Here is a 19,775-nt window from a genome sequence, read left to right on the forward strand (position 1 = left end):
TCCATCGTTAGCGAAGTAGGATAGCACCCGTCATAGTTAATTGGGTGTTTTACACGTTTGCGGCGTCGAGAACGCGCGGGTCGAGTTCCACCTCGAAGAGGCGCGCGCCGCACTGCGTGCAGTCGGCGGCGGCCACGTCGACGCTCCGACAGCAGGACGCCACGGTGTCCGCGCCGAGTTCGACGCGGCCGTGGCAGGCCGGGCAGGTGTCGAGGCAGGCGCGGAGGGCGGCGAGGAGTTCGCCGCGGTGTGTGAGCGGGAGGGCGCGCCACTCGTCGCGCGCGTCGAGCACGGCGTCCGCGGTCACGTCGGCGTTGAACGCGGCGGGGGACTCCCAGCGTCCGACGATGTCGGGGCCGCAGAAGACGCTGCACGCGCCGTCGCCGTGGTACTGCACGTCGATGTCGGCGGGGTCGGCGTCGAGGAGCGCGGCGAGGTCAGCGGTTCGCGGGGTGGTTGTGTCGCTGGCGACCATGCGGGCGCGCCACTCGGCGTCGAAATCGGGCGCGAGCCCCACGTCGCTGTCCGGGGTTTCGACGACTGCGCCGAGCGCGCTGAGAGTGTCGAGGACGTCGAGGTCGCCGGCGTCGCGCGCCGGCCGCTTGTCGAACGCGCGGAGCACGCGGTCGGGGAGGTAGCGCGCGGTGAGCGCGGGCGTGCCGGGGACGAGGTAGCCCCGGACGTAGATGGCCGCGAGCGCGAGCGCGAACGCGGCGAGCGCGACCGGCGTGGAGACGAACGCGGCGAGCGCGAGCGCGCCCGCGGCGGCGAGCACGATGTTCACGCCAGTACAGGGGAGACAGCGGTTCTCACCCGTGTATTCGGGGCGGCGGACGGCGTCGAGCGTCAGCGGGAGTGCGAGCATGGTCAGTGGGTCGGGGTGCGTCGATCGGCGAGCAGTTGGTACGCGCTCACGGCGGCGAACAGCGCAAGGAACGCGGTCGTCCAGACGAGTGTCGGGAGGGCGTCGAGGACGGGGAGCGCGAGGAGCGACCCGAGGACGGTGAGGAAGCCGGTGATGCCGATGTACTGGTAGCACTCGCCCCAGGTGACGCCGTAGCGCGTGACGAGTTCGAGGTAGAGCGTCACGCCTCGCGCACGCGGGAGGACGCGAACGGTGTTCTCGTCCGCGTCGAACTCAACGAGGCCGGCCTCCGCGAGCCGCGGAAGGTGGACTTGTCGGAGGGAGACGTAGACGGCGGTGCGGACGGCGTCGGACGGGGTGTCGGTGCCGGCTTCGTCCGCGGCGACGAGGTCGGCGAGCGCGCGGAGCGTCGTGTCCTCGGCCGTGACGATGTACTCGATCGACCGGCAGCGGCGTTCGTTGCTGAGCAAGTCGAACACGTCCGTCTGAGCCACGTACGGTCGAGGGAAATACGTCTGGAGTACCACGACACGAGAGAAGGGCGTGGAAGGGGATAGGTATGGATTGCCTAGTCACGGGGTAGGCAGCGCATAAACGGAATGGACGGTCGGTAGGGGGTGCGTACCGCGCGTAAACGGTTCGTTGTCGGTCGGCGCGAGCGAGCCTACGCGCCGGTAGGCCGACCCTCGGCGGAGTTAGGCCGACACCCAGGTCGTGTCAGCGGAACCATACTTAGAAGGGTGTCCGTCCTGGGGTCGAGTACCCGAAACAGTCGGCCTCGCCACCGCGGCGCGACCGCGTCGGGCCAACACACCATGGAAGACGACAACCAACTCTACAACCTCTCGCGGCGCAAAGTCCTCGGCGGCCTCGGAGCCGTCGGCCTCGCCTCCGCCGGTGCCGGCCTCGGCACCAGCGCCTACTTCACCGACACCGAATCCCTCAACAACAACACGCTCACCGCCGGCGAACTCGACCTCGTGGTGGACTGGGTCACCGGCGTCGACCAGGGCTCCGCGACGCCCGCGCAGCCCACGGCCAGCGGCACCATCGACGGCAATCCGTCGAACTATTCCTACGAAGTCTCCGACGTGAAGCCCGGGGACAGCGGCGTCCTCGCGTTCTGCCCGAAGATCGTCGACAACCCCGCGTGGCTCTGGTTCGGGAGCGACGGCGTGACCGACTACGAGAACGAGCAGTCGGAACCCGAGGCCGAGGTCGACGCGACCGCCGGCGCGGAAGAAGGCGAACTCAGCGAGAGCATCATCGTGTCCGTCGCGTACGCGGACAGCGTCGCCATCGAGGACGGCGAAGTCGTCTGCACGAACGAAGCCGTGCTCAACTACCCCGCGGACTTCACGCTCGCCGACCTCGCCGCGGAACTCGAATCCGGCTTCCTGCTCGACGCCGACCGCAGCACCCAGGAAGTCGACGCGTACCCCGCGTCGCCCGACGCCGAAACCCAGACCGGCCCCTGCATCTGCGTTCACTGGGAACTCCCGACGACCGTCGGCAACGAGGTGCAGACGGACTCCCTCACGATGGACTTCGACCTGGTCGCCGTGCAGGAACGCCACAACCCGAACGGCAACGCGTCCGGCGCGAACCCGTTCAACACGACCACGACCTCGAACTGACCCGCTCCAGGGTTCAGTTTCCCCACGCCGGCTATCCGGTCACGCGACCGCGGCGGTTCGACTCCGCCGGTGGGCCTCCCCCGAGCGGGGAACACAGCCATGAACGACGACACCAACGACGGACAACCGTACAACCTCTCGCGGCGCAAAGTCCTCGGCGGCCTCGGAGCCGTCGGCCTCGCCTCCGCCGGTGCCGGCCTCGGTACCAGCGCCTACTTCACCGACACCGAATCTCTCACCGGAAACACGCTCGCCGCCGGCGAACTCGACCTCAAGCTCGACTACAAGTCCACGTACGCGGGCGGCCCCGGTCGCCTGGACGACATCGTGTCGATGGGGTACGGTGACGCGGAAGACCTCGGCGACGGCGTCTACCTCCTCGACCAGACCCCGCAGCCGAGCGACATGGAAGCGTGGGAGGACAACCTCGCTGAGTTCGACTTCTGTTCCCCGGAGGCCGACGAGTTCCTCGTGAACGGCGACGGTATCTCCATCTTCCACCTGGAGGACGTGAAGCCCGGCGACTCCGGCGAAGTGACCATCAGCATCCACATCTGTGACAACCCCGCGTGGCTGGAGATGGGCGGCGAACTCAGCGAGAACGCCGAGAACGGCATCAACGAACCCGAGAGCGAGGTCGACGAGACCGACGGCCCGATGGCGGGCGAGCTCGCGGACGCCATCGAGGTCACCGCCTGGTACGACGAGGACTGCGACAACGTCTACGAACCCACGGGAACCGGCGAACAGCAGGAACTCGAAATCGCGCTCGTCAGCGACACCTCCGGCTCAATGAGCCAGGAGATCGGCGACCTGCAGACGGCGGCGAAGGACTTCGTCGACAACCTCTCCAGCCCCGACGAGGCCGCGGCGATTTCGTTCTCGGACGGCGCGAGCCTCGACCAGGGGCTCACGACGAACTACCAGGCCGTCAAGGACGCAATCGACCTCTACACGTCGGGCGGCGGCACCGACATGGGTCAGGGAATCACCACCGCGTCGAACGAACTCCAGGGCGGCGCGAACGCGACGGCCAGCGCGTCGAAGGTGATGATCGTCCTGACGGACGGCCAGCCGACCAGTCAGAGCGCCGCGACGGCCGCCGCGACCGCCGCGAAGAACGCGGGCATCCGCATCTTCGCCATCGCGCTCGGTTCGGGCGCGGGGCAGAGTTACCTCGCGAACAACATCGCGTCCAGTCCCGGCGACGCGTTCGTCGCACCCGACGCCGCCGACCTCGACACGGTCTACTCCGAGATCGCGCAGATCGTGCTCGCGGGCGAACAGGTCATCGCGGAGGGCACGCTCTCGGACGTCATGGCGACGCTCGCGGCGGGCGTCGAACTGGACGGCGACCGCAACGAGGAGGAGCGCCAGCCGTACCCCGGGAACACGACGCAATGCATCGGGTTCGAGTGGGAGCTCCCCGCCGAGGTGGGGAACGAGGTGCAGACGGACAGCGTCTCGTTCGACATCGACTTCACCGCGACCCAGTACCGCCACAATCCCCAGACCACGACGCCGCAGTAGTATCGGCTTCGAGACGCTGACCCGTCACGGCGTTCGGCGGTTCGATTCCGCCGGCGGGTCTTCACGGTACGCTCGACCTACCGCCGGGGTAGGAGACCTATACCCATGCCTCGGGACGGCCTGAGGGAGAACCACGCAGCGGCCGCGGGCCGCCACCCGACGATGACTCCACACTTCACTCGACGACATCTGCTCGGCATGCTCGGCGCGGGCGGCGCGACCGCTCTCGCGGGCCGTGCCGTGCTCGCTCGCGACCGCACGCCGCCCTATCAGCACTACACGTACGCGCAGTCGGACGGCGGCGCGTTCCGGGTGGCGTGGTACGAGGAGTACAACGGCCGCGTGCGGTCGGCGTCGAACGGGACGACGCGCGCGAGCGCGCTCGAAGCAGAGACCGGGTACGTGGACGACCCGGCGTCGCCCGTGGTCGGTGTGACGAACGCGCTCCCCGGCGACTACGGTTCCGCCATGTTCGGGTTGCTCGCGGAGGACGTTCCGCTCGACGTGTGGCTTCGCGTTCGCGCGACGACGAACGCGGCCGACCCGGAGCCGGACGAGGACGCCGCGGACGCGACGCTCGCGGACGTGACGGACGTGTCCGTCGCCCTCGACTCGTGCGCTGGCGGATTGAGCGACGAGTACGCGTACGTCGCGGGCGGCACGCTGCACGGCGTTTCGGACGCGCTCGCGTCCGGCGTCCGACTCGACTTCGACGGCGCGACCGGCTGTCCGGGCGCGCTCCCGGCCGGTGAGCCGCGGTGCGTGACGTTCGACTGGTCGCTCGCGACCGCCGTCGGGAACGCCGCGATGGGGGACAGCGTGACGTTCGACGTGGAGTTCGTCGGCGCGGACTGCGCGGCGGGCGTCGCGAACCCGTGGGGGGAGGAATGACCGGACTGCGCCGCCGCGACGTGCTCGCGGCGGTCGGCGGCGTCGGCCTCACGGGCGCGTTCGCCGGATCCGGGACGGCGGCGCTACTCCGCGAGTCGGAATCGTTTACGGCCGGTCTGCGCGCCGGCGCGCTCGACGTTCGCGTCGAGGGCGGCGACGGCTGCGTGGTTCGTGAGGAGCGCGTCGCGCTCGACCTCACCGACCTCGACCCGGGCGCGTGCGGCGACGCGACCCTGTGCGGGGCGGTAGACGGAAACCCCGCGTGGCTGTGGCTGCGCGCGACCTGCCCGACGAACGACCCCGTCTTCGATGCCGTGTTCCTCCGCGTCCGGTACGCGAACGGAGCCGTGGTCGAGACCGCGGACGGCACCGTGCTGGCCGGAACCGCACGCCGCGTGTTCGGCGTACTCGCCGACGCGGTTCGGCTCAACCCGACCGGCGCGGACGCACCGGTCGCGCCCGGCGACCGCGTCTGCCTCACTGTCGAGTGGGGCGTCGCGGACATCGAGGACGGCGTCGACACAGCCTGCACGGTCGAGTCGGACGCGCTCGGCGACCCGGTCGCGTTCGCGTTCGAGTTCGGCGCGCTGCAGGCACGCCACGCGTCGCCCGACCTGTCGCCGTGGAACGCGGCGGACTGTCAGTCCGTCGCCGCCCGCTGCGTCGGCTGTCGCGGCCTCGGGAAGGTCGACGACATCGACGGCGACCTCGCCGTGGGAACCGAGTACCGCGTCGGCGACTCCGGGTACGCGATGCTCGTCGACGCCGTCGAACGAACGGACGACGGCGAGACGGTGGCGGTTCGCGCGTTCCGACTCGTCGAAGCCGGAACCGGGGACGCGCCCGTGCTCGGCCCGCCGGTCTGCCGCGTCGACGTGAAAGGCGGGCACGGCGGCCGCGACAAGCGGACGAACTCGGCGTCAGGATGGGACGGCCACGGCGGCCGGACGGGCGGGACGCGGACGCACGAGGTGTGCCCGCCGACCGCCGCCCCGTCCGGGGCGTTCGACGCGCCGACGAACGGGGGCGAGAAACGCCCCGGAATCAGCCACGTCACGGTCTACACGTGCGGCGTTCCGCCGCGCTGTTGGTAACTCATGAGAGACACTATTCGCTCGATAGGACGGAAGCGGGCGCTCGCGGTCGCGGGAACGCTCCTGCTCTGCGCGCTCGTCGTTCCGTTCGCGGTGTTCGCCGTTCCCCAAGTCGCCGGCGGGAGTCACAGCTACGTCGTGCTCAGCGGGAGCATGGAACCCGCAATCAGCCCGGGTGACGTGGTCATCGTCTCGGACGTCGACCCAGCCGCCATCGTCGTGAACGACGTGGTGACGTTCCAGCGGGACGCCTCCCCGGTGCCGACGACGCACCGCATCATCGAAATCCTCGACGACGGCGGCGGCTCGATGGCGTTCCGCACGATGGGTGACGCGAACGAAGACCCCGACGGCGCGGCCGTCGCGGCGAGCGACGTTGTCGGCCGGGTGACGCTCGTCATCCCGTACATCGGGTACGTGGTGAACGCGGCGAACACCCAGGTGGGGTTCCTCGCGCTCGTCGTCGCGCCGTTCGGCCTGCTCGCGCTCACCGAAGCCTACGCGTACCTTCGGCGGCGCGAGAACGACGGCGGAAACGACCGCAGTGGCGAGAACGGGGGCGGATCGGGCGCGTTCGACGCGGCGGACGACGTGGTCGTCGTGTCGGGGCCGACGCCGGTTCCCGAGCGCGAGACGGCGACCGGGTTCGCGGTGACCGACGGAACGCTGAACGCGGTGCTCGGCGTGCTCGGCGCGGCGACGGCGTACGCGCTCGTCGTCCTGTACCTCGTGCGGACGGCGTGGGCGGTCGCGGCGCTCGTCGCCGGCGTCGTCGGCATCGCGTTCGTCGCGTCCGTGAAGTACGACGGGCGCAGTACCGGCGACCCCGCGACACACGCGGATGGCGGCCTCGGCGCGGTCGCCGGCTCCGTCCCGGAGCACTACGGCGTTCCGGTCGTCGCCGTGCACGCGGCGGGCGACCTGGCGTCGCTCGCGGCCGACCTCGACCGCGCCGTCGTGTACGACCCCGACACCCGCCGGTACGTCGTCGTGGACGACGCGGCGGTCTACGTCCACGACGAGGACGCGGGGAGGAACGAGTGATGCGCGCCCTCCGGTTCGCCCTCCCGGTCGTGCTCGCGCTCGCCGTCGTCAGCGGCGGCGTCACGTACGGCCTGTTCACGGACACGGAACAGGTGTCGGGCACCATCAGCATCGACACCTCCCACACCACTGACGGGGGGCACGGCTGGGCCGTCCGAACCGCCGCCGTCACGTCCGACGCCGCGAGCAGCGAGAACGACACGACCACCCCCGGAAACGACACGCCACCCGCGAACGGCACCGACACGCCGCTCAACCCGGCGAACGACACCGTTTCGAACGAGACGACCGCGCCCGGAAACGACACGCGAACCGACGGCACCGCCACCGCGAACGGCACCGGCGCGCCGTCGGCTGACCACGAAACCGTCGGGAACGAGTCAGCGGGGAGCGGGAACGAAACAGTGACGAACGGAACGGCGACCGCGCCGCCCGCGAACGAAACGGCCGGTGGAACCGCGGATGCCGACTCGGCCGTGGTGAACGAGACCACGGTAAACGAAAGCAGTGTGTCGGTGAACGAAACGGCGGTCGGTACGTCGGCGGACGAAACGCCGCCCGACGATGGGGCGGCGGACGAAACGGCGCGGGAGCGAGTGGGTTACGTGGCGGTTTCGGCTTCCGTCTCGGCGTCGTCCGGGGTCGTGGTGAGGGAGTAGAGGCTCTGCCGGGCGTCGGCGAAGTAGATGTCCTCGTCGACGACGTCGCGGTTTTCGAGGCGTTCGAGCGCGTACCGGACGGTGCGCGCGGAGAGCATCGACTCCTCGACGATTCCCTTCTGTGTTTTCGGACCGTCGTACTCGAGAACCTTGTAGACGAGTTTCGCGCTCGGCGGGAGGTCTTCGAGGACGTCCTCGGCTGCATCCATCGTTACGAATCGAAACATCCCGGATAACCATAAATCTGCGGGAACTCTTCTCGTGGGGTGGTGTGGCAGAGCGCGCGGGGCGAGCGTACGGCAAGCGAACCGCTTTTGAGCGTCCCGCGCGCAGTTCCGGGTATGTCGACCGAGACAGCGTCCCGAATGGACGCTCACCGCCGCGGCGTGACCGTGACCACGGTCGCCTGCCTCGCCGGCGTGGCGGCGGGCGTTCTGTCGAGCGTGCTCGCGACCGGTGCGACGGACACCACCGGTCTCGGGCTCGCCATCGTCGCGATGCTCGTCAACCTCGGGGTGCTCCGCGTGGTCGGCGTGAACGTCAGCGAGTTCGGCGCGAAAGACCACCTCTACACCGGGTTCATGACGTTCGCGCTCTGGTTCATCACGTGGGGCATCCTTCTCACTGAATCGGTGAGCCTGTAGGATGGCCGAGGACAGCATCGCGGTCGTGGACCTCGATAGGTGCTCCCCCGACCGCTGTAACTACGAGTGTTCGAACTACTGTCCGCCGAACCGGACTGGCAAGGAGTGCATCACGCTCCGCGGCGACGACGCCGAGACCGGCGCGCCCGACCAGGTCCAGATTTCGGAGGAGATCTGTCTCGGCGAGACCTGCGGCATCTGCGTCGAGAAGTGTCCGTTCGACGCCATCGAAATCATCAATCTCCCCCAGGAGTTGGAGAACCGCGCGACCCACCGCTACGGCGACAACGCGTTCGCGCTCTACGGCCTCCCCATCCCCGAGAAGGGGAAGGTGACGGGGCTGCTCGGCCCGAACGGCATCGGGAAGAGTACGGCGGTGAAGGTGCTCGCGGGCGAAATCACGCCGAACCTCGGACGCGTGGACGACGAACCCGGCTGGGACGAAGTCATCGAGCACTACCGGGGCACCGAACTCCAGGACTACCTACGGGGCGTGCGGGACGGCGACATCAACGTCGCGCGCAAACCCCAGTACGTCGACCAGATTCCGGAGACGTTCGACGGGAACACGCGCGAACTCCTCGAACGCGCCGACGAGCGCGGCGTGCTCGACGACCTCGCGGAACGCCTCTCCATCACGCCCGTGCTCGACCAGAAGATAGACTCGCTCTCCGGCGGCGAGCTCCAGCGGGTCGCGCTCGCGGCGACGCTCGCGCGGGACGCGGACTTCTACTTCGTCGACGAGCTCACGCCATACCTCGACATCGGCCAGCGCGTCGCCGCCGCGCGACTCGTGCGCGAGCTCGCCGAGGAAGAGGACAAGGCCGTGCTCGTCGTCGAACACGACCTCGCGGTCCTCGACCTACTCGCGGACAGCCTCCACGTCGCGTACGGAGAACCGTCCGTGTACGGCGTCGTCACCGACCCGAAGTCGGTGCGTAACGGCATCAACGAGTACCTCCGCGGCTACCTCGACAACGAGAACATGCGGATTCGTCCGGAAGCCATCGAGTTCCAGGAGCACGCGCCGCGTCCGGTGACAGAGGCCGACACGCTCGTGGACTACCCCGCGATGACGAAATCCTACGGTGACGGCGAGTTCAGCCTCGATGTCGAGGGCGGCGAAATCCGGACGAACGAAGTGCTCGGCGTGGTCGGCCCGAACGGAATCGGGAAGTCCACGTTCGCGAAACTGCTCGCCGGCCGCACCGACCCGACCACGGTTTCGGGCGAGAACACTAACCTCGACCTCGACCTCGACATCGCGTACAAACCCCAGTACGTCGAGGTCGACCAGCACATGCGGGTGGACGCCTTCCTCTCCTCGATTACGGACGAGTTCGGGACGAGCTACTGGAACACGGAAATCGCGCAGCCGCTCCAGCTCGAACGCATCATGGAGCAGAACCTCGCCGACCTCTCCGGCGGGGAGCGCCAGCGGGTCGCCATCGCCGCGACGCTCAGCCGGGACGCCGACCTCTACCTGCTCGACGAGCCGAGCGCGCACCTCGACGTGGAGCAGCGCGTGCTCGCGACGAGAGCAATCCGGCGGTACGCGGAAAACCACGAGTCCACCGTCATGGTCATCGACCACGACATCTACATGATAGACCTCGTCTCCGACCGCCTGATGGTGTTCGACGGCGAACCCGCCCACCACGGCCGCGCCAGCCCCGCCCAGGAGATGCGGGCCGGCATGAACGAGTTCCTCGCGAACCTCGACATCACCTTCCGCCGCGACGAGAACCTCGGCCGTCCCCGCATCAACAAGCCAGGGAGTCAGCTCGACAAGCAGCAGAAGCGCGACGGCGAGTACTACTACACGCAGTAAGCGGGTTCGGCCCCGCCGCTTTTCCGGAATCCCCCGATAGTCGACGTATGGCGGAGTGGGACCGCGGGGAGCGCATCGAGGCGGTGCGGGCGGCGGACGCGGACGGCGACCGGCTGGTGTCGGTGGCGGTGCCGCCCGACAGCCGCGAAGCCGTCCTCGAACGCGTCGAGGAAGCGCGCGCGGAGGCGGAGTACCTCGACGGCGGGGCGAGCGAACCGCTCCGGGAGGCGTTGGACCGCGCGGTCCACGTTCTCCACGAGGCCGAGGTGGGCGACGACGGCGTGCTCGTCTACACGGGCGTACTCGACGGCGACCTCCGAGAGTTCGTGTTCGCGGACCCGCCGGGTCGCGTGTCCCAGACTGTTTTCGAGCACGGGAACGCGTTCGTCACGGACCCGCTCGACGACCGCACCGAGGACGCGCCGACGGTCGGACTGATTGTCGTGGAACGCGGCGGCGCGGCCGTCGGCCGAAGGGACGACGGCGTCGCGGTGCTGGAGACGCTCGACAGCGAGGTTCCGGGGAAGACCCGGGCCGGCGGGCAGTCCGCAGACCGGTTCCGGCGGCGGCGCGAGGAACGCAAGCGCGAGTTCTTCGAGAGCGTCGCGGACGCCGCCGACCGCGCGTTCGACGACCCGGACGCAGTCGCCCTCGGCGGGACGCACGTCACCGTGGAGGACTTCCGGGACGGCGACTACCTCCCGACGTGGCTCGCCGACCGCGTCACGGACACGTACGCGGTCGAACACGCCGGAGAGCGCGGTCTCGAACAGCTCGCAGCGAAATCCAGGGGCGACGTGACGGACGCCCACGCGGACGCCCGTGACGCGCTGGACGCGTTCTTCGACCGCCTCCCCGACGACGAGGTTGTGTACGGCACGGAATCGGTGGACGACGCGCTCACGTACGGCGCGGTCGACCGCCTGCTCGTGTCGGAGACCGTCGACGCCGCAGCGCGCGAGACGTACGTCGAACGCGCTGAAGACGAGGGCGGGGAGTTCGTCGTCGTCCCCACGACCATCGAGGGTGGCGAGCGGTTCGCGGACGCGTTCGGCGGCGTCGCCGCGCTCCTCCGCTTCCCCGTCGAGTAGGCCCAAGATTCTTGTCGCTCGCCTGAGTGTGTCGAGTCGACATGGAGACCCTTTCTCAGTAACCGGGGCCGCCGCCCGGTAGCGACTGGGTCGGCCGGCTCACGACGTGTTCGTTCGTCGAGCAACCGACACCCAGAATCCAATGTCACGAGAAGACACAGCGATAGTAGCGAAACGCGTAGACGAGTCTCCAGCGGACACCGGAGAAATCAGGGCGCTCGCCCAGTCGGCGGGCTACACCGTCGTGGGCGAGGTCGTCCAGCAGCGCGACCCGCATCCCGGCCACGAGTTCGGCACGGGCGCGATTGCGGAGTTGCGACGTGAGGTACAAGAGTGCGACGCGGGCGCGGTCGTGGTCGACAACGACCTCGACGCGAACCGGGCGTTCGCGCTCGCGGACCGCCTCCCAGACAACACCGCCGTTCGCGACCGGAAACGCCTCGTTATCGACATCTTCGGGGAGCGCGCGGCGACCCGGCGCGCCCAATTAGAGGTTCGATTAGCCGAACTGGAGTACGAACTCCCGCGGGCCGAGGAGCGCGCGAAACGCGGCGAGGACGTGGGTCGCCAGGGGTTCAAGAGCGCGGGCGAGTCCCCGGCGTCGCAGGTTCGCGCGGCGTACAAGCGCGAAATCAAGCAGGTCGAGGACGCGCTCGCGGACATCGAGAGCGCGGACGCGAACCGGCGGGCGGACCGGCATGCGGCGGGGTTCGACCTCGTCGCGCTCGCCGGGTACACGAACGCCGGGAAGTCCACGCTCCTGCGGCGGCTGGCGGACGACCACGCGGTCGAGGAGAACGACCGCCGGCACGCGGACCTCGCGGGCGTCGCAGAGTCGCGGGACGGGCTGTTCACGACGCTGAACACGACGACGCGGCGCGCGACGCTCGGCGACCGTCGACTGCTGGTGACGGACACCGTCGGGTTCGTCTCCGGGCTCCCGCACTGGCTCGTGGACTCCTTCGAGTCGACGCTCGCGTCGGCGTACCGCGCGGACGCGGTGCTGTTGGTGGCGGACGCCACCGACTCCGTCGACCGTCTCCGCGAGAAGGTCACGACGAGCCGGGATGTGCTCGCCGACCACAGGGACGCGGACGGCGGCGTCGTTCCCGTCCTGAACAAGGTCGACGCGGCGAGTCGGCTCGACGAGAAACGACGGGTCGTCGGGGACCTCGTCGGCGACCCGGTGTGCGTGAGCGCGCTCGACGGGAGCGGACTGGACGCGCTCGCGGACCGCCTGGCGGCGTCGCTCCCGGAGCGCGAGACGGCGCGGTTCTCGCTCCCGCAGTCGGATGCGACCATGTCGTTCGTCTCGTGGCTCTACGACCACGCGAACACGGTGGATGTCGCGCACGGCGAGACCGTCGAGGTAGAGATATCGGGACGGCGCGAGGTCGTGGCGCTCGCTCGCGGTCGCGCGGACGACGTTGGGGCTGACACGGCGGCGCGTCGGGACTCGTAGCGGGCGCGCCGCCGGGTTTCGCGCTCTCCGCCACGGCTCGTCTCAGAGCACGCCACCCGCTGGTCGCGGCATCGTACCTAAACGTTCGCTCGTGAGAGAGCTTATCTGGGAAAGGAAAGTTCGCTAGAAGACGGAGCGTTGACAGCTGCCGCAGAGGGTCTGTTCCTTCCGGTCGACTTCCTGAACGGTGGGTGAGAAGCTCATCGCGCAGCGGTTGTTGTCGCAGTGTTCGAGGCCGAGGGTGTGGCCGACTTCGTGGACGACTTCCTTGCGGACGCGGTCGGCGAACACCTGCGTGGAGGAGCGTTCGGAGAACCCGCCGTCGCTGGAGGTCTGGAGGCGGTAGGTGGAGACGACGCAGCCGCGGCCGTCGAGGTAGGCGAGGCCGAAGACGTAGTTACGGCGGCGGTAGTAGAGGTCGTTCGGCGTGATGGCGATGGCTTTCTCGCCGGTGCCGGCGCGGGTGGCGATGTCGATGAATTCGCTGGCGCGGTATTGGCCGCGTGCGCTGTCGTATGCGCCGTCGGGAACGGGCTGTTCCGTGACGAGAGTGACATCGCAGTCGTAGATGGAGCGGAGGCCCGCTGACGCCTCTCGCTTGACGCTCGCGGGGACGTCCCCGATGGGGACGATGTCGACGCGCATGGGAACGCCTATGCCGTGCTGTGGCATAAACATCCCGACGTGAGCGATTTCGCGGGCAGTCTCGTGGACGCGTTGGCGGGCGCGGAGCGCGTGGTGGAGGTCGGCGTGGGGAACCGGCCCGACGTGGCGGCGGGGCTGGCGGCGCGCGGCGTGTCGGTGGTTGCGACGGATGTGGTGGATCGGGAGACCCCGGCAGGCGTGTCGTTCGTCGTCGACGACGTGACCGACCCCGACATCGCAGTGTACGAGGACGCGGACGTTGTGTTCGCGCGGAACCTTCCGCCGGAGCTCCAGCGGCCGGTCGCGGACGTGGCGGAGCGAGTGGGGGCGGCGTGTCAGTTCACGACGCTCGGCGGTGACCCGGCGGTGGTTCCGGTGGAGCGCCGGACGGTCGGGCGGGAGACGTTGTTCGTCGGTTCCCGGAACTGATTTTTCGCGGGCGGGGCGAGTAGGGTGTATGAACGTGGACGCGGTCGTCCTAGACGTCGACGGCGTGCTGGTGGACGTGGCGGATTCCTACCGGCGGGCCATCGTGGAGTCCATCGAGTCGGTGTACGGGGAGACGATTCCAAAAGACGGGATTCAGTCGTTCAAGGACGCGGGCGGGTTCAACAACGACTGGACGCTGACGGACGCGGCGGCGCTGTTCGTGCTCGCGAAACGCGAGGGCCTCTCGATGAGCCTTGACGGTTTCACGGATGAGATCGGGAAGCGCGGCGGCGGGCTGTCGGCGGCGGAGGCAGTGGTCGAGGCGGCGCTCCCCGCGGACGCCGAGGAACGCGTGCGCGACGACTGGGAGCCCGAGCGGCTGCGGGAGACCTTTCAGGAACTCTACCTCGGGAGCGAACTGTACCGGGAAATCGAGGGAGGGGAGCCGACGCGGGAGACTCGGGGGTTCATCCACGACGAACCGGTCATCGTCGAATCGGAGACGATAGCGCGCCTGACGAGCGAGTACGCGGTGTGCGTGCTGACGGGGCGGCCGGAGGCGGAGGCCGAAATCGCCCTCGAACGGGTGGGCCTCGAGGTTCCCGTCGAGCGGCGGTTCACGATGGACGACTGGGAGGAGGGGAAGCCGCATCCGCGGGCGTTGGTGGCGCTCGCGGAGCGCTGTGACGCCGATAGCGTGGTGTTCGTGGGGGACACCTTGGACGACATCGAGACCGCGGTGAACGCCGCGAACGCCGACCCCGAGCGCGACTACCACGGCGTCGGCGTCCTCACCGGCGGATTGACCGGCGCTGAGGGACGGCGGAAGTACGAGGACGCGGGCGCGACCGCCGTGCTGGACTCCGTGAACGACCTCCCGGACTTCCTCGAGGGATAGTGGCGAATCTCGCGCCCACCTCGTTTCATCGGTAAATCCGGACGAGGACCGCGTTCCTTTGCCGTTCACGGGTGTGGTGTGTGGTGATGAGTTCCGAAACCCAGTTGCCGGAGTTCTCGGTGAGCGCGGAATCGAACGACGCGGCGCAGACGACCGTGTCGACCCGCGGTCACGAGTTCGTCGTGGACGAACCGACGGCGAACGGCGGGCAGGACGAGGGACCGACGCCCGTCGAGTATCTGCTCGGCGCGTGGGCGGGCTGTCTGAACGTCACCGGGCACGCGGTCGCGGACGACCACGACATCACCATCGAGTCGCTCGAAATCGACCTCGCCGGCGGCCTCGACCCGCGGAAGCTCCAGGGTCGCGCTGACGACGTTCGCGCGGGCTTCCAGCACATCGAGGTCGAACTGGACGTGGAGTCGGACGCGACCGAGTCGGAACTGGACGCGTGGCTCGCCGCCGTCGAGGAGCGCTGCCCCGTCGCCGACAACCTCACGAGCGAGACGCCGACCACGCTCGGATTCGCGTAGAGCCCGACATTCTTATTCGCGGCCCGGGTGACGTATCGGTATGCGAATCGCGTTACTCGGCGGCACGGGCGACATCGGCGAAGGCCTCGCGCTCCGATGGGGATACGACACCGACCACGACATCGTCATCGGGTCGCGAGACCCCGCTCGCGCCCGGGAGAAAGCCAACGAGTACGAGACTGAACTGGATAGCCGCGGTATCGAGCGGAAGGTGACCGGATTCGAGAACGGGATGGCGGCGGACCGCGCGGACGTGGTCGTGGCGGCGGTGCCCGCGTACCACCTCAGCGACACCGTCGAGTCGGTCGCGGACTCGCTCGACGAGGACACGATTCTGGTGTCGCCAGCGGTCGGGATGCAGCGCGACGAGGACGGATTCCACTACAATCGACCGGGCGCGGGGAGCGTCACGGCGCTCGCGGCGGAGGCCGCGCCGGACGACGTGCCGGTCGTGGGCGCGTTCCACAACCTCGCGGCGGACCGCCTCGCGAACCTCGACGTGGAACTCGACCTCGACACGCTCGTCGTGGGCGACGACGAGGACGCGAAGGGACTTATCGCGGAGCTCGGCGGCGACATCGAGGGGTTGCGCGTGCTCGACGCCGGCCCGCTCGGGGTCGCGGCGGAAGTAGAGACAGTGACGCCGCTCGTTATCAACATCGCGATGAACAACAAGCGAATGCACGACGTCGGCGTGAAATTCGACTAGTCGCCCTCGATTCCTCTCGGTCGTTCGCGTTCCTGTTCCGACAGGCTTAACGCTGACTGACTGATTAGTCAGCATCGTGTTGAACGATACTTCACGGGGTGGTCAGCGTGAGTAGCACCGAGAACGGCGGTCTCGGGCGAGAACGCCTCGTCATCCTCATCGGCCTCATGCTCGGCATGCTCCTCGGCAGCATCGACCAATCAATCGTCTCCACCGCACTCCCGACCATCGTCGGCGAGCTCAGCGGGAACGGCAGCCTCTCCTGGATCGTCACCGCCTACCTCATCACCACGGCCGTGACGACACCGCTCTACGGGAAGATTTCCGACCTGTACGGCCGCAGCATCGTCTACGAGTTCTCTATCGTCGTCTTCCTCCTCGGAAGTATGCTCAGCGGCCTCGCCGGCGACATCCCCGTCCTCGACCAGTACGTCAGCGGAATGGTCCAACTCACCGCCTTCCGCGCGCTCCAGGGAATCGGCGCGGGCGGCCTCATCGCGATGGCGACGACGATTCTCGGCGACATCTTCAGCCCCCGCGAACGCGGCCAGTACATGAGTTACATGATGCTCATCTTCGGCGCGTCCACGGTCGCCGGCCCCCTCCTTGGTGGCTGGCTCACGGACAACTTCACGTGGCGGTACATCTTCTACATCAACATCCCCATCGGGGTCGCCGCCCTCGCCGTCATCCACCGCTACCTCGACCTCCCCGTCCCCTCGGAAACGCACACTATCGACTACCTCGGCGCGGTTCTCCTCACCGTCGCGGTCGGCTCCCTGATGCTCGTGACGTCCTGGGGCGGCACGACCTACGACTGGTACTCCACGCAGATACTCGGGCTCGCCGCCGTCGCGGCCGTCGCAACCGTCCTGTTCGTCTACCAGGAACTCCGCGTCGACGAACCGGTCTTCCCCATCCACTTGCTCCGGAAACGAACCGTCGCGGGCGTCGACATCCTCAGCTTCTGCGTCGGCGTCGGGATGCTCGGCGGCACCACCTACCTCCCCGTCTTCCTCCAGACCGTCCTCGGGCAGTCCGCGACGAACTCCGGACTCCTCCTCCTCCCGCTCGTCGGCGGCCTGATGATAACGAGCGCGCTCACCGGCCAGCTCATGACGCGACTCGGCTACTACAAGCCGTTCACGGTCGCGGGCGGCGCGATAGCCACCGTCGGCTACTACCTCCTCTCCACGATGGGGACGGGAACCACCCAGTTCTGGTCGAGTACGTTCATGTTCGTCACCGGACTCGGCCTCGGGTTCGTGATGCCGACGCTCACCGTGGCGGTGCAGAACGTCGTCACCCGGAAGAACCTCGGTGTCGCCACCACGTCAGTGACGTTCAGCCGTAGTCTCGGGAGCGCCATCGGCGTCTCGGTCTTCGGCGCAGTGCTCACGAACCAGATGAGCGACCGCGTCGCGAGCGCGGCCGCCAGCGGCGAACTCCATCAAGCCACGATAGCCGCGCTCTCCGACACCGGGTCGAACCTCAGCCCCGAGGTCTTCGACGCGATGACGGCCGCCGACATCCCTATCGTGAAGGGGTTGCTCGCGAGCAGCATCGACGTGCTGTTCCTCACCGGCGCGGTCATCGTCGGACTCGCGTTCGTCGTCGCGCTCGTCCTCCCGAACATCGACCTCGGCGAGGAAGCGCACGTCGACATGGACGCCGAACCGATGGCGGACGGCGGTCACTCCAGCGAGTGAGCGCACGACTACGCGTCCGGTAGCGAACGAAGAAGAATCCGCGATTACGCGCCCGCTTCCTCGAACGCGGCTTCGAGCTTCTCGGCCTGCGTCACGCCGACGAACCGCTCGACGATGCCGTCGTCGTTCTCCACGACGATGGTCGGGATGGAGCGAACCTGGTACTCGTTCGCCACGTCCTGCGCTTCGTCCACGTCGATCTTCTCGAACTGGACGCGGTCGCCCCAGTCCTCCTCGAGTTCTTCGAGGATCGGGTCTTGCGTCTTGCACGGGCCACACCAGTCGGCGTAGAAGTCTTTGAGGGTGACAGTCATCGGTCTATCAGGATTTGCTCTTCCGCTCGCATAAGGGTTTCTCAGAGCACGGCGCTTGCCGCCATCCATGGAAAGGTTTAGGCGGTCCGAGCCCCGATACCGGGATATGAGCAGTGGTCAGAATTCCGGCGGCCTGATGTCGAGCGCGGGACTCGTCCGGTACTTCGACTCCGAGAGTTCGAACGCGATCCGCGTCGGTCCGAAGTCCGTCGTCGCGTCCGGCGTCCTGTTCGGCATCGCCATCCTCGTTCTCAGCATGATGGTCTGAGTTCCGGGGCGCATAAACCGGTCCCCCGCGAACCTCCGAGTATGAGTCTGACAGCCGGTGTCGTCGCCGTGCAGGGCGACGTCAGCGAACACGGCGACGCGATTCGGCGAGCGGCCGCGAACCACGGCCGGGACGCCGAGGTCGTCGAAATCAGGAAGTCCGGAATCGTTCCGGAGTGCGACGTGCTCTTGCTTCCGGGCGGGGAGTCCACCGCTATTTCTCGACTCCTCTCCCGGCAGGGTATCGACGACGAAATCGAACAGCACGTCGCCGAGGAGAAACCGGTTCTCGCGACGTGCGCCGGTCTCATCGTGTCGTCCCGTGACGCGCGCGACGAGCGCGTGGAGACGCTCGACTTGGTGGACGCGACTGTCGACCGGAACGCGTTCGGCCGGCAGACGGACAGTTTCGAGGCACCGCTCGACGTGGCGGGCCTCTCCGAGCCGTTCCCGGCGGTGTTCATCCGCGCACCCCTCATCGCGGAGGTCGGGCCGGACGTGGAGGTGCTCGCATCCTGGGAGGAACGGCCGGTCGCGATTCGGGACGGCCCGGTCGTCGGCACGTCGTTCCACCCGGAGTTGACGAACGATAGCCGCATCCACGACCTCGCGTTCTTCACGGAGGCCGAGGCGTGAGCGACCTGCTGGACGCCTCCGTGGAGGCGGTGAAGGTCGCGGGCAGTCCGGACGGCCCGGTGCCCGTGCTCGTGCTCGGCGTTGAGGACCGACGGGACGTGCTGCCGGTGTTCATCGCGTTCGAGGAAGCGGAGTCCATCGCGCGCGGCCTGGACGCGGAGGACTTCGGGCGGCCGCTCACGCACGACCTGACGCTCGACCTCGTGGAGGAACTCGGCGGGCGCGTCGACCACGCCGTCATCCGCGGCGTCGAGGAGGGAACGTTCGTCGCGGACCTCCACGTCGACACGCCGCGGTCGAGCGCTGTGGTGGACTGTCGGCCGAGCGACGCGGTCGCGCTCGTCGCCCGCACGAACGCACCCATCAAGGTCGCGCGCGAGGTGTTCGAGGACGCCCGCGAACCGCTCGCGAACTACGCGGACTTCGAGGACATTCGGGAGGTGGCGCGATGAGCGACGACCTCCTCCGCGACCTCTACGCCGTCATCGAAGACCGGAAAGAAACTCTCCCGGAGGATTCCTACACGGCCAGTCTGTTCACCCACGAGAAGGGCGAGAACGCCGCACTGGAGAAACTCGGCGAGGAAGCCACGGAGTTCGTGCTCGCCGCGAAGGACAGCGACGGCGAGGAACTCGCGCACGAGGGCGCCGACATCATCTACCACATGCTCGTCGTCCTCGCGCAGAACGACGTTGACGTGGAAGAGCTTCTGGAAGAGCTTCGCGAGCGGCGCGGATAGCTGGCATCGCCGAACGAAGTGAGGCGTTCACGCGCACGGAGTGCGCGCCTTTTTCGTCCAGGGTTTTGCCGTGAGCGGTGTGCGAGCGTGGCGAGCACAGCCGAGCGGGAGACGGTGGTGTGAGCGCCGATAAACGGCCTTTTAAGCC

The 19,775-nt window shown here is 68.4% G+C and carries 24 protein-coding genes; 19 read left to right on the forward strand and 5 right to left on the reverse strand.

The genetic code is table 11. From position 1 onward, the window contains the following. Positions 1–49 precede the first annotated feature (49 nt). Both ACOZ4O_RS06730 and ACOZ4O_RS06735 read right to left on the reverse strand, forming a co-directional pair. Positions 50–865, reverse strand: coding sequence for a hypothetical protein (locus ACOZ4O_RS06730; RefSeq protein WP_424524541.1), 816 nt, complete (start codon positions 863–865; stop codon positions 50–52). Between the two features lie 2 nt (positions 866–867). Then, complete coding sequence (locus tag ACOZ4O_RS06735) at positions 868–1,359, reverse strand: DUF7344 domain-containing protein (RefSeq protein ID WP_424524542.1); 492 nt, start codon at positions 1,357–1,359, stop codon at positions 868–870. 321 nt (positions 1,360–1,680) lie between these two features. On the opposite strand from ACOZ4O_RS06735, the gene ACOZ4O_RS06740 reads away from it, so the two are divergent. From ACOZ4O_RS06740 to ACOZ4O_RS06765, 6 genes are all read left to right on the forward strand, one after another. Further along, a complete protein-coding gene (locus ACOZ4O_RS06740; protein ID WP_424524543.1) occupies positions 1,681–2,502 on the forward strand; it encodes a SipW-dependent-type signal peptide-containing protein in 822 nt (273 codons plus the stop codon). 99 nt (positions 2,503–2,601) lie between these two features. Continuing rightward, positions 2,602–4,032: a VWA domain-containing protein gene (locus ACOZ4O_RS06745; RefSeq protein ID WP_424524544.1), complete on the forward strand. Its 1,431-nt coding sequence runs from the start codon at positions 2,602–2,604 to the stop codon at positions 4,030–4,032. A gap of 105 nt (positions 4,033–4,137) precedes the next feature. Next, positions 4,138–4,923, forward strand: coding sequence for a hypothetical protein (locus ACOZ4O_RS06750; protein WP_424524545.1), 786 nt, complete (start codon positions 4,138–4,140; stop codon positions 4,921–4,923). Beyond that, on the forward strand, positions 4,920–6,017 hold the full coding sequence (locus ACOZ4O_RS06755) for a hypothetical protein (RefSeq protein ID WP_424524546.1): 1,098 nt from the start codon (positions 4,920–4,922) through the stop codon (positions 6,015–6,017). The genes ACOZ4O_RS06750 and ACOZ4O_RS06755 overlap by 4 nt, the downstream gene beginning before the upstream one ends. 3 nt (positions 6,018–6,020) lie before the next feature. Then, entirely contained in the window at positions 6,021–7,061 is a 1,041-nt protein-coding gene (locus ACOZ4O_RS06760) for a signal peptidase I (protein WP_424524547.1), read from the forward strand. Then, the gene (locus ACOZ4O_RS06765) at positions 7,061–7,720 is read left to right on the forward strand and encodes a SipW-dependent-type signal peptide-containing protein (RefSeq protein WP_424524548.1); all 660 of its coding nucleotides are present in this window, start codon (positions 7,061–7,063) and stop codon (positions 7,718–7,720) included. The genes ACOZ4O_RS06760 and ACOZ4O_RS06765 overlap by 1 nt, the downstream gene beginning before the upstream one ends. Here the strand turns inward: ACOZ4O_RS06765 and ACOZ4O_RS06770 are convergent. Beyond that, positions 7,663–7,947, reverse strand: coding sequence for an ArsR family transcriptional regulator (locus tag ACOZ4O_RS06770; RefSeq protein WP_424524549.1), 285 nt, complete (start codon positions 7,945–7,947; stop codon positions 7,663–7,665). The genes ACOZ4O_RS06765 and ACOZ4O_RS06770 overlap by 58 nt on opposite strands. A 114-nt stretch (positions 7,948–8,061) precedes the next feature. On the opposite strand from ACOZ4O_RS06770, the gene ACOZ4O_RS06775 reads away from it, so the two are divergent. The 4 genes from ACOZ4O_RS06775 to hflX all read left to right on the forward strand — a co-directional run bounded on the left by ACOZ4O_RS06775 (position 8,062) and on the right by hflX (position 12,748). After that, complete coding sequence (locus ACOZ4O_RS06775; RefSeq protein ID WP_424524550.1) at positions 8,062–8,364, forward strand: hypothetical protein; 303 nt, start codon at positions 8,062–8,064, stop codon at positions 8,362–8,364. A gap of 1 nt (position 8,365) precedes the next feature. Beyond that, positions 8,366–10,195, forward strand: a complete 1,830-nt coding sequence (locus ACOZ4O_RS06780) for a ribosome biogenesis/translation initiation ATPase RLI (RefSeq protein ID WP_424524551.1) — start codon at positions 8,366–8,368, stop codon at positions 10,193–10,195. Positions 10,196–10,242: 47 nt separating this feature from the next. Beyond that, the gene (locus ACOZ4O_RS06785) at positions 10,243–11,286 is read left to right on the forward strand and encodes a Vms1/Ankzf1 family peptidyl-tRNA hydrolase (protein WP_424524552.1); all 1,044 of its coding nucleotides are present in this window, start codon (positions 10,243–10,245) and stop codon (positions 11,284–11,286) included. A 142-nt stretch (positions 11,287–11,428) separates the two neighbouring features. Next, the gene (gene hflX, locus ACOZ4O_RS06790) at positions 11,429–12,748 is read left to right on the forward strand and encodes a GTPase HflX (RefSeq protein ID WP_424524553.1); all 1,320 of its coding nucleotides are present in this window, start codon (positions 11,429–11,431) and stop codon (positions 12,746–12,748) included. 123 nt (positions 12,749–12,871) lie between these two features. On the opposite strand, the gene ACOZ4O_RS06795 is transcribed toward hflX, so the two are convergent. Beyond that, on the reverse strand, positions 12,872–13,393 hold the full coding sequence (locus ACOZ4O_RS06795) for an archaemetzincin family Zn-dependent metalloprotease (protein WP_424524554.1): 522 nt from the start codon (positions 13,391–13,393) through the stop codon (positions 12,872–12,874). A 39-nt stretch (positions 13,394–13,432) separates the two neighbouring features. Here ACOZ4O_RS06795 and ACOZ4O_RS06800 point away from each other — a divergent pair, with 39 nt between their 5' ends. From ACOZ4O_RS06800 to ACOZ4O_RS06820, 5 genes are all read left to right on the forward strand, one after another. Further along, entirely contained in the window at positions 13,433–13,822 is a 390-nt protein-coding gene (locus ACOZ4O_RS06800) for a UPF0146 family protein (protein ID WP_424524555.1), read from the forward strand. Between the two features lie 28 nt (positions 13,823–13,850). Continuing rightward, a complete protein-coding gene (locus tag ACOZ4O_RS06805) occupies positions 13,851–14,720 on the forward strand; it encodes a TIGR01548 family HAD-type hydrolase (protein ID WP_424524556.1) in 870 nt (289 codons plus the stop codon). Between the two features lie 86 nt (positions 14,721–14,806). Further along, complete coding sequence (locus ACOZ4O_RS06810; protein WP_424524557.1) at positions 14,807–15,253, forward strand: OsmC family protein; 447 nt, start codon at positions 14,807–14,809, stop codon at positions 15,251–15,253. A 40-nt stretch (positions 15,254–15,293) separates the two neighbouring features. Next, the gene (gene npdG, locus ACOZ4O_RS06815; protein ID WP_424524558.1) at positions 15,294–15,962 is read left to right on the forward strand and encodes an NADPH-dependent F420 reductase; all 669 of its coding nucleotides are present in this window, start codon (positions 15,294–15,296) and stop codon (positions 15,960–15,962) included. Positions 15,963–16,069: 107 nt separating this feature from the next. Then, the gene (locus tag ACOZ4O_RS06820; protein WP_424524559.1) at positions 16,070–17,671 is read left to right on the forward strand and encodes an MDR family MFS transporter; all 1,602 of its coding nucleotides are present in this window, start codon (positions 16,070–16,072) and stop codon (positions 17,669–17,671) included. A gap of 44 nt (positions 17,672–17,715) precedes the next feature. Here the strand turns inward: ACOZ4O_RS06820 and trxA are convergent, their stop codons facing one another. Then, entirely contained in the window at positions 17,716–17,985 is a 270-nt protein-coding gene (gene trxA / locus ACOZ4O_RS06825; protein WP_424524560.1) for a thioredoxin, read from the reverse strand. Between the two features lie 106 nt (positions 17,986–18,091). Between trxA and ACOZ4O_RS06830 the strand changes: the two genes are divergently transcribed. Genes ACOZ4O_RS06830 through hisE form a run of 4 tightly spaced genes read left to right on the forward strand, consistent with a single transcriptional unit; the run spans position 18,092 to position 19,627 of the window. Next, positions 18,092–18,253, forward strand: coding sequence for a preprotein translocase subunit Sec61beta (locus ACOZ4O_RS06830; protein WP_424524561.1), 162 nt, complete (start codon positions 18,092–18,094; stop codon positions 18,251–18,253). 41 nt (positions 18,254–18,294) lie between these two features. Then, positions 18,295–18,888 carry a pyridoxal 5'-phosphate synthase glutaminase subunit PdxT gene (gene pdxT / locus ACOZ4O_RS06835; protein ID WP_424524562.1) on the forward strand — a complete coding sequence of 198 codons (594 nt, stop codon included), beginning with the start codon at positions 18,295–18,297 and terminating at the stop codon, positions 18,886–18,888. 8 nt (positions 18,889–18,896) lie between these two features. After that, positions 18,897–19,340, forward strand: coding sequence for a bifunctional nuclease family protein (locus tag ACOZ4O_RS06840; RefSeq protein ID WP_424526152.1), 444 nt, complete (start codon positions 18,897–18,899; stop codon positions 19,338–19,340). Further along, a complete protein-coding gene (hisE, locus tag ACOZ4O_RS06845) occupies positions 19,337–19,627 on the forward strand; it encodes a phosphoribosyl-ATP diphosphatase (RefSeq protein ID WP_424524563.1) in 291 nt (96 codons plus the stop codon). Before ACOZ4O_RS06840 ends, hisE begins: the two co-directional genes overlap by 4 nt. Positions 19,628–19,775 lie beyond the last annotated feature (148 nt).

It is taken from the genome of Salarchaeum japonicum (genome assembly GCF_049705945.1).
Lineage (GTDB): Archaea > Halobacteriota > Halobacteria > Halobacteriales > Halobacteriaceae > Salarchaeum > Salarchaeum japonicum_A.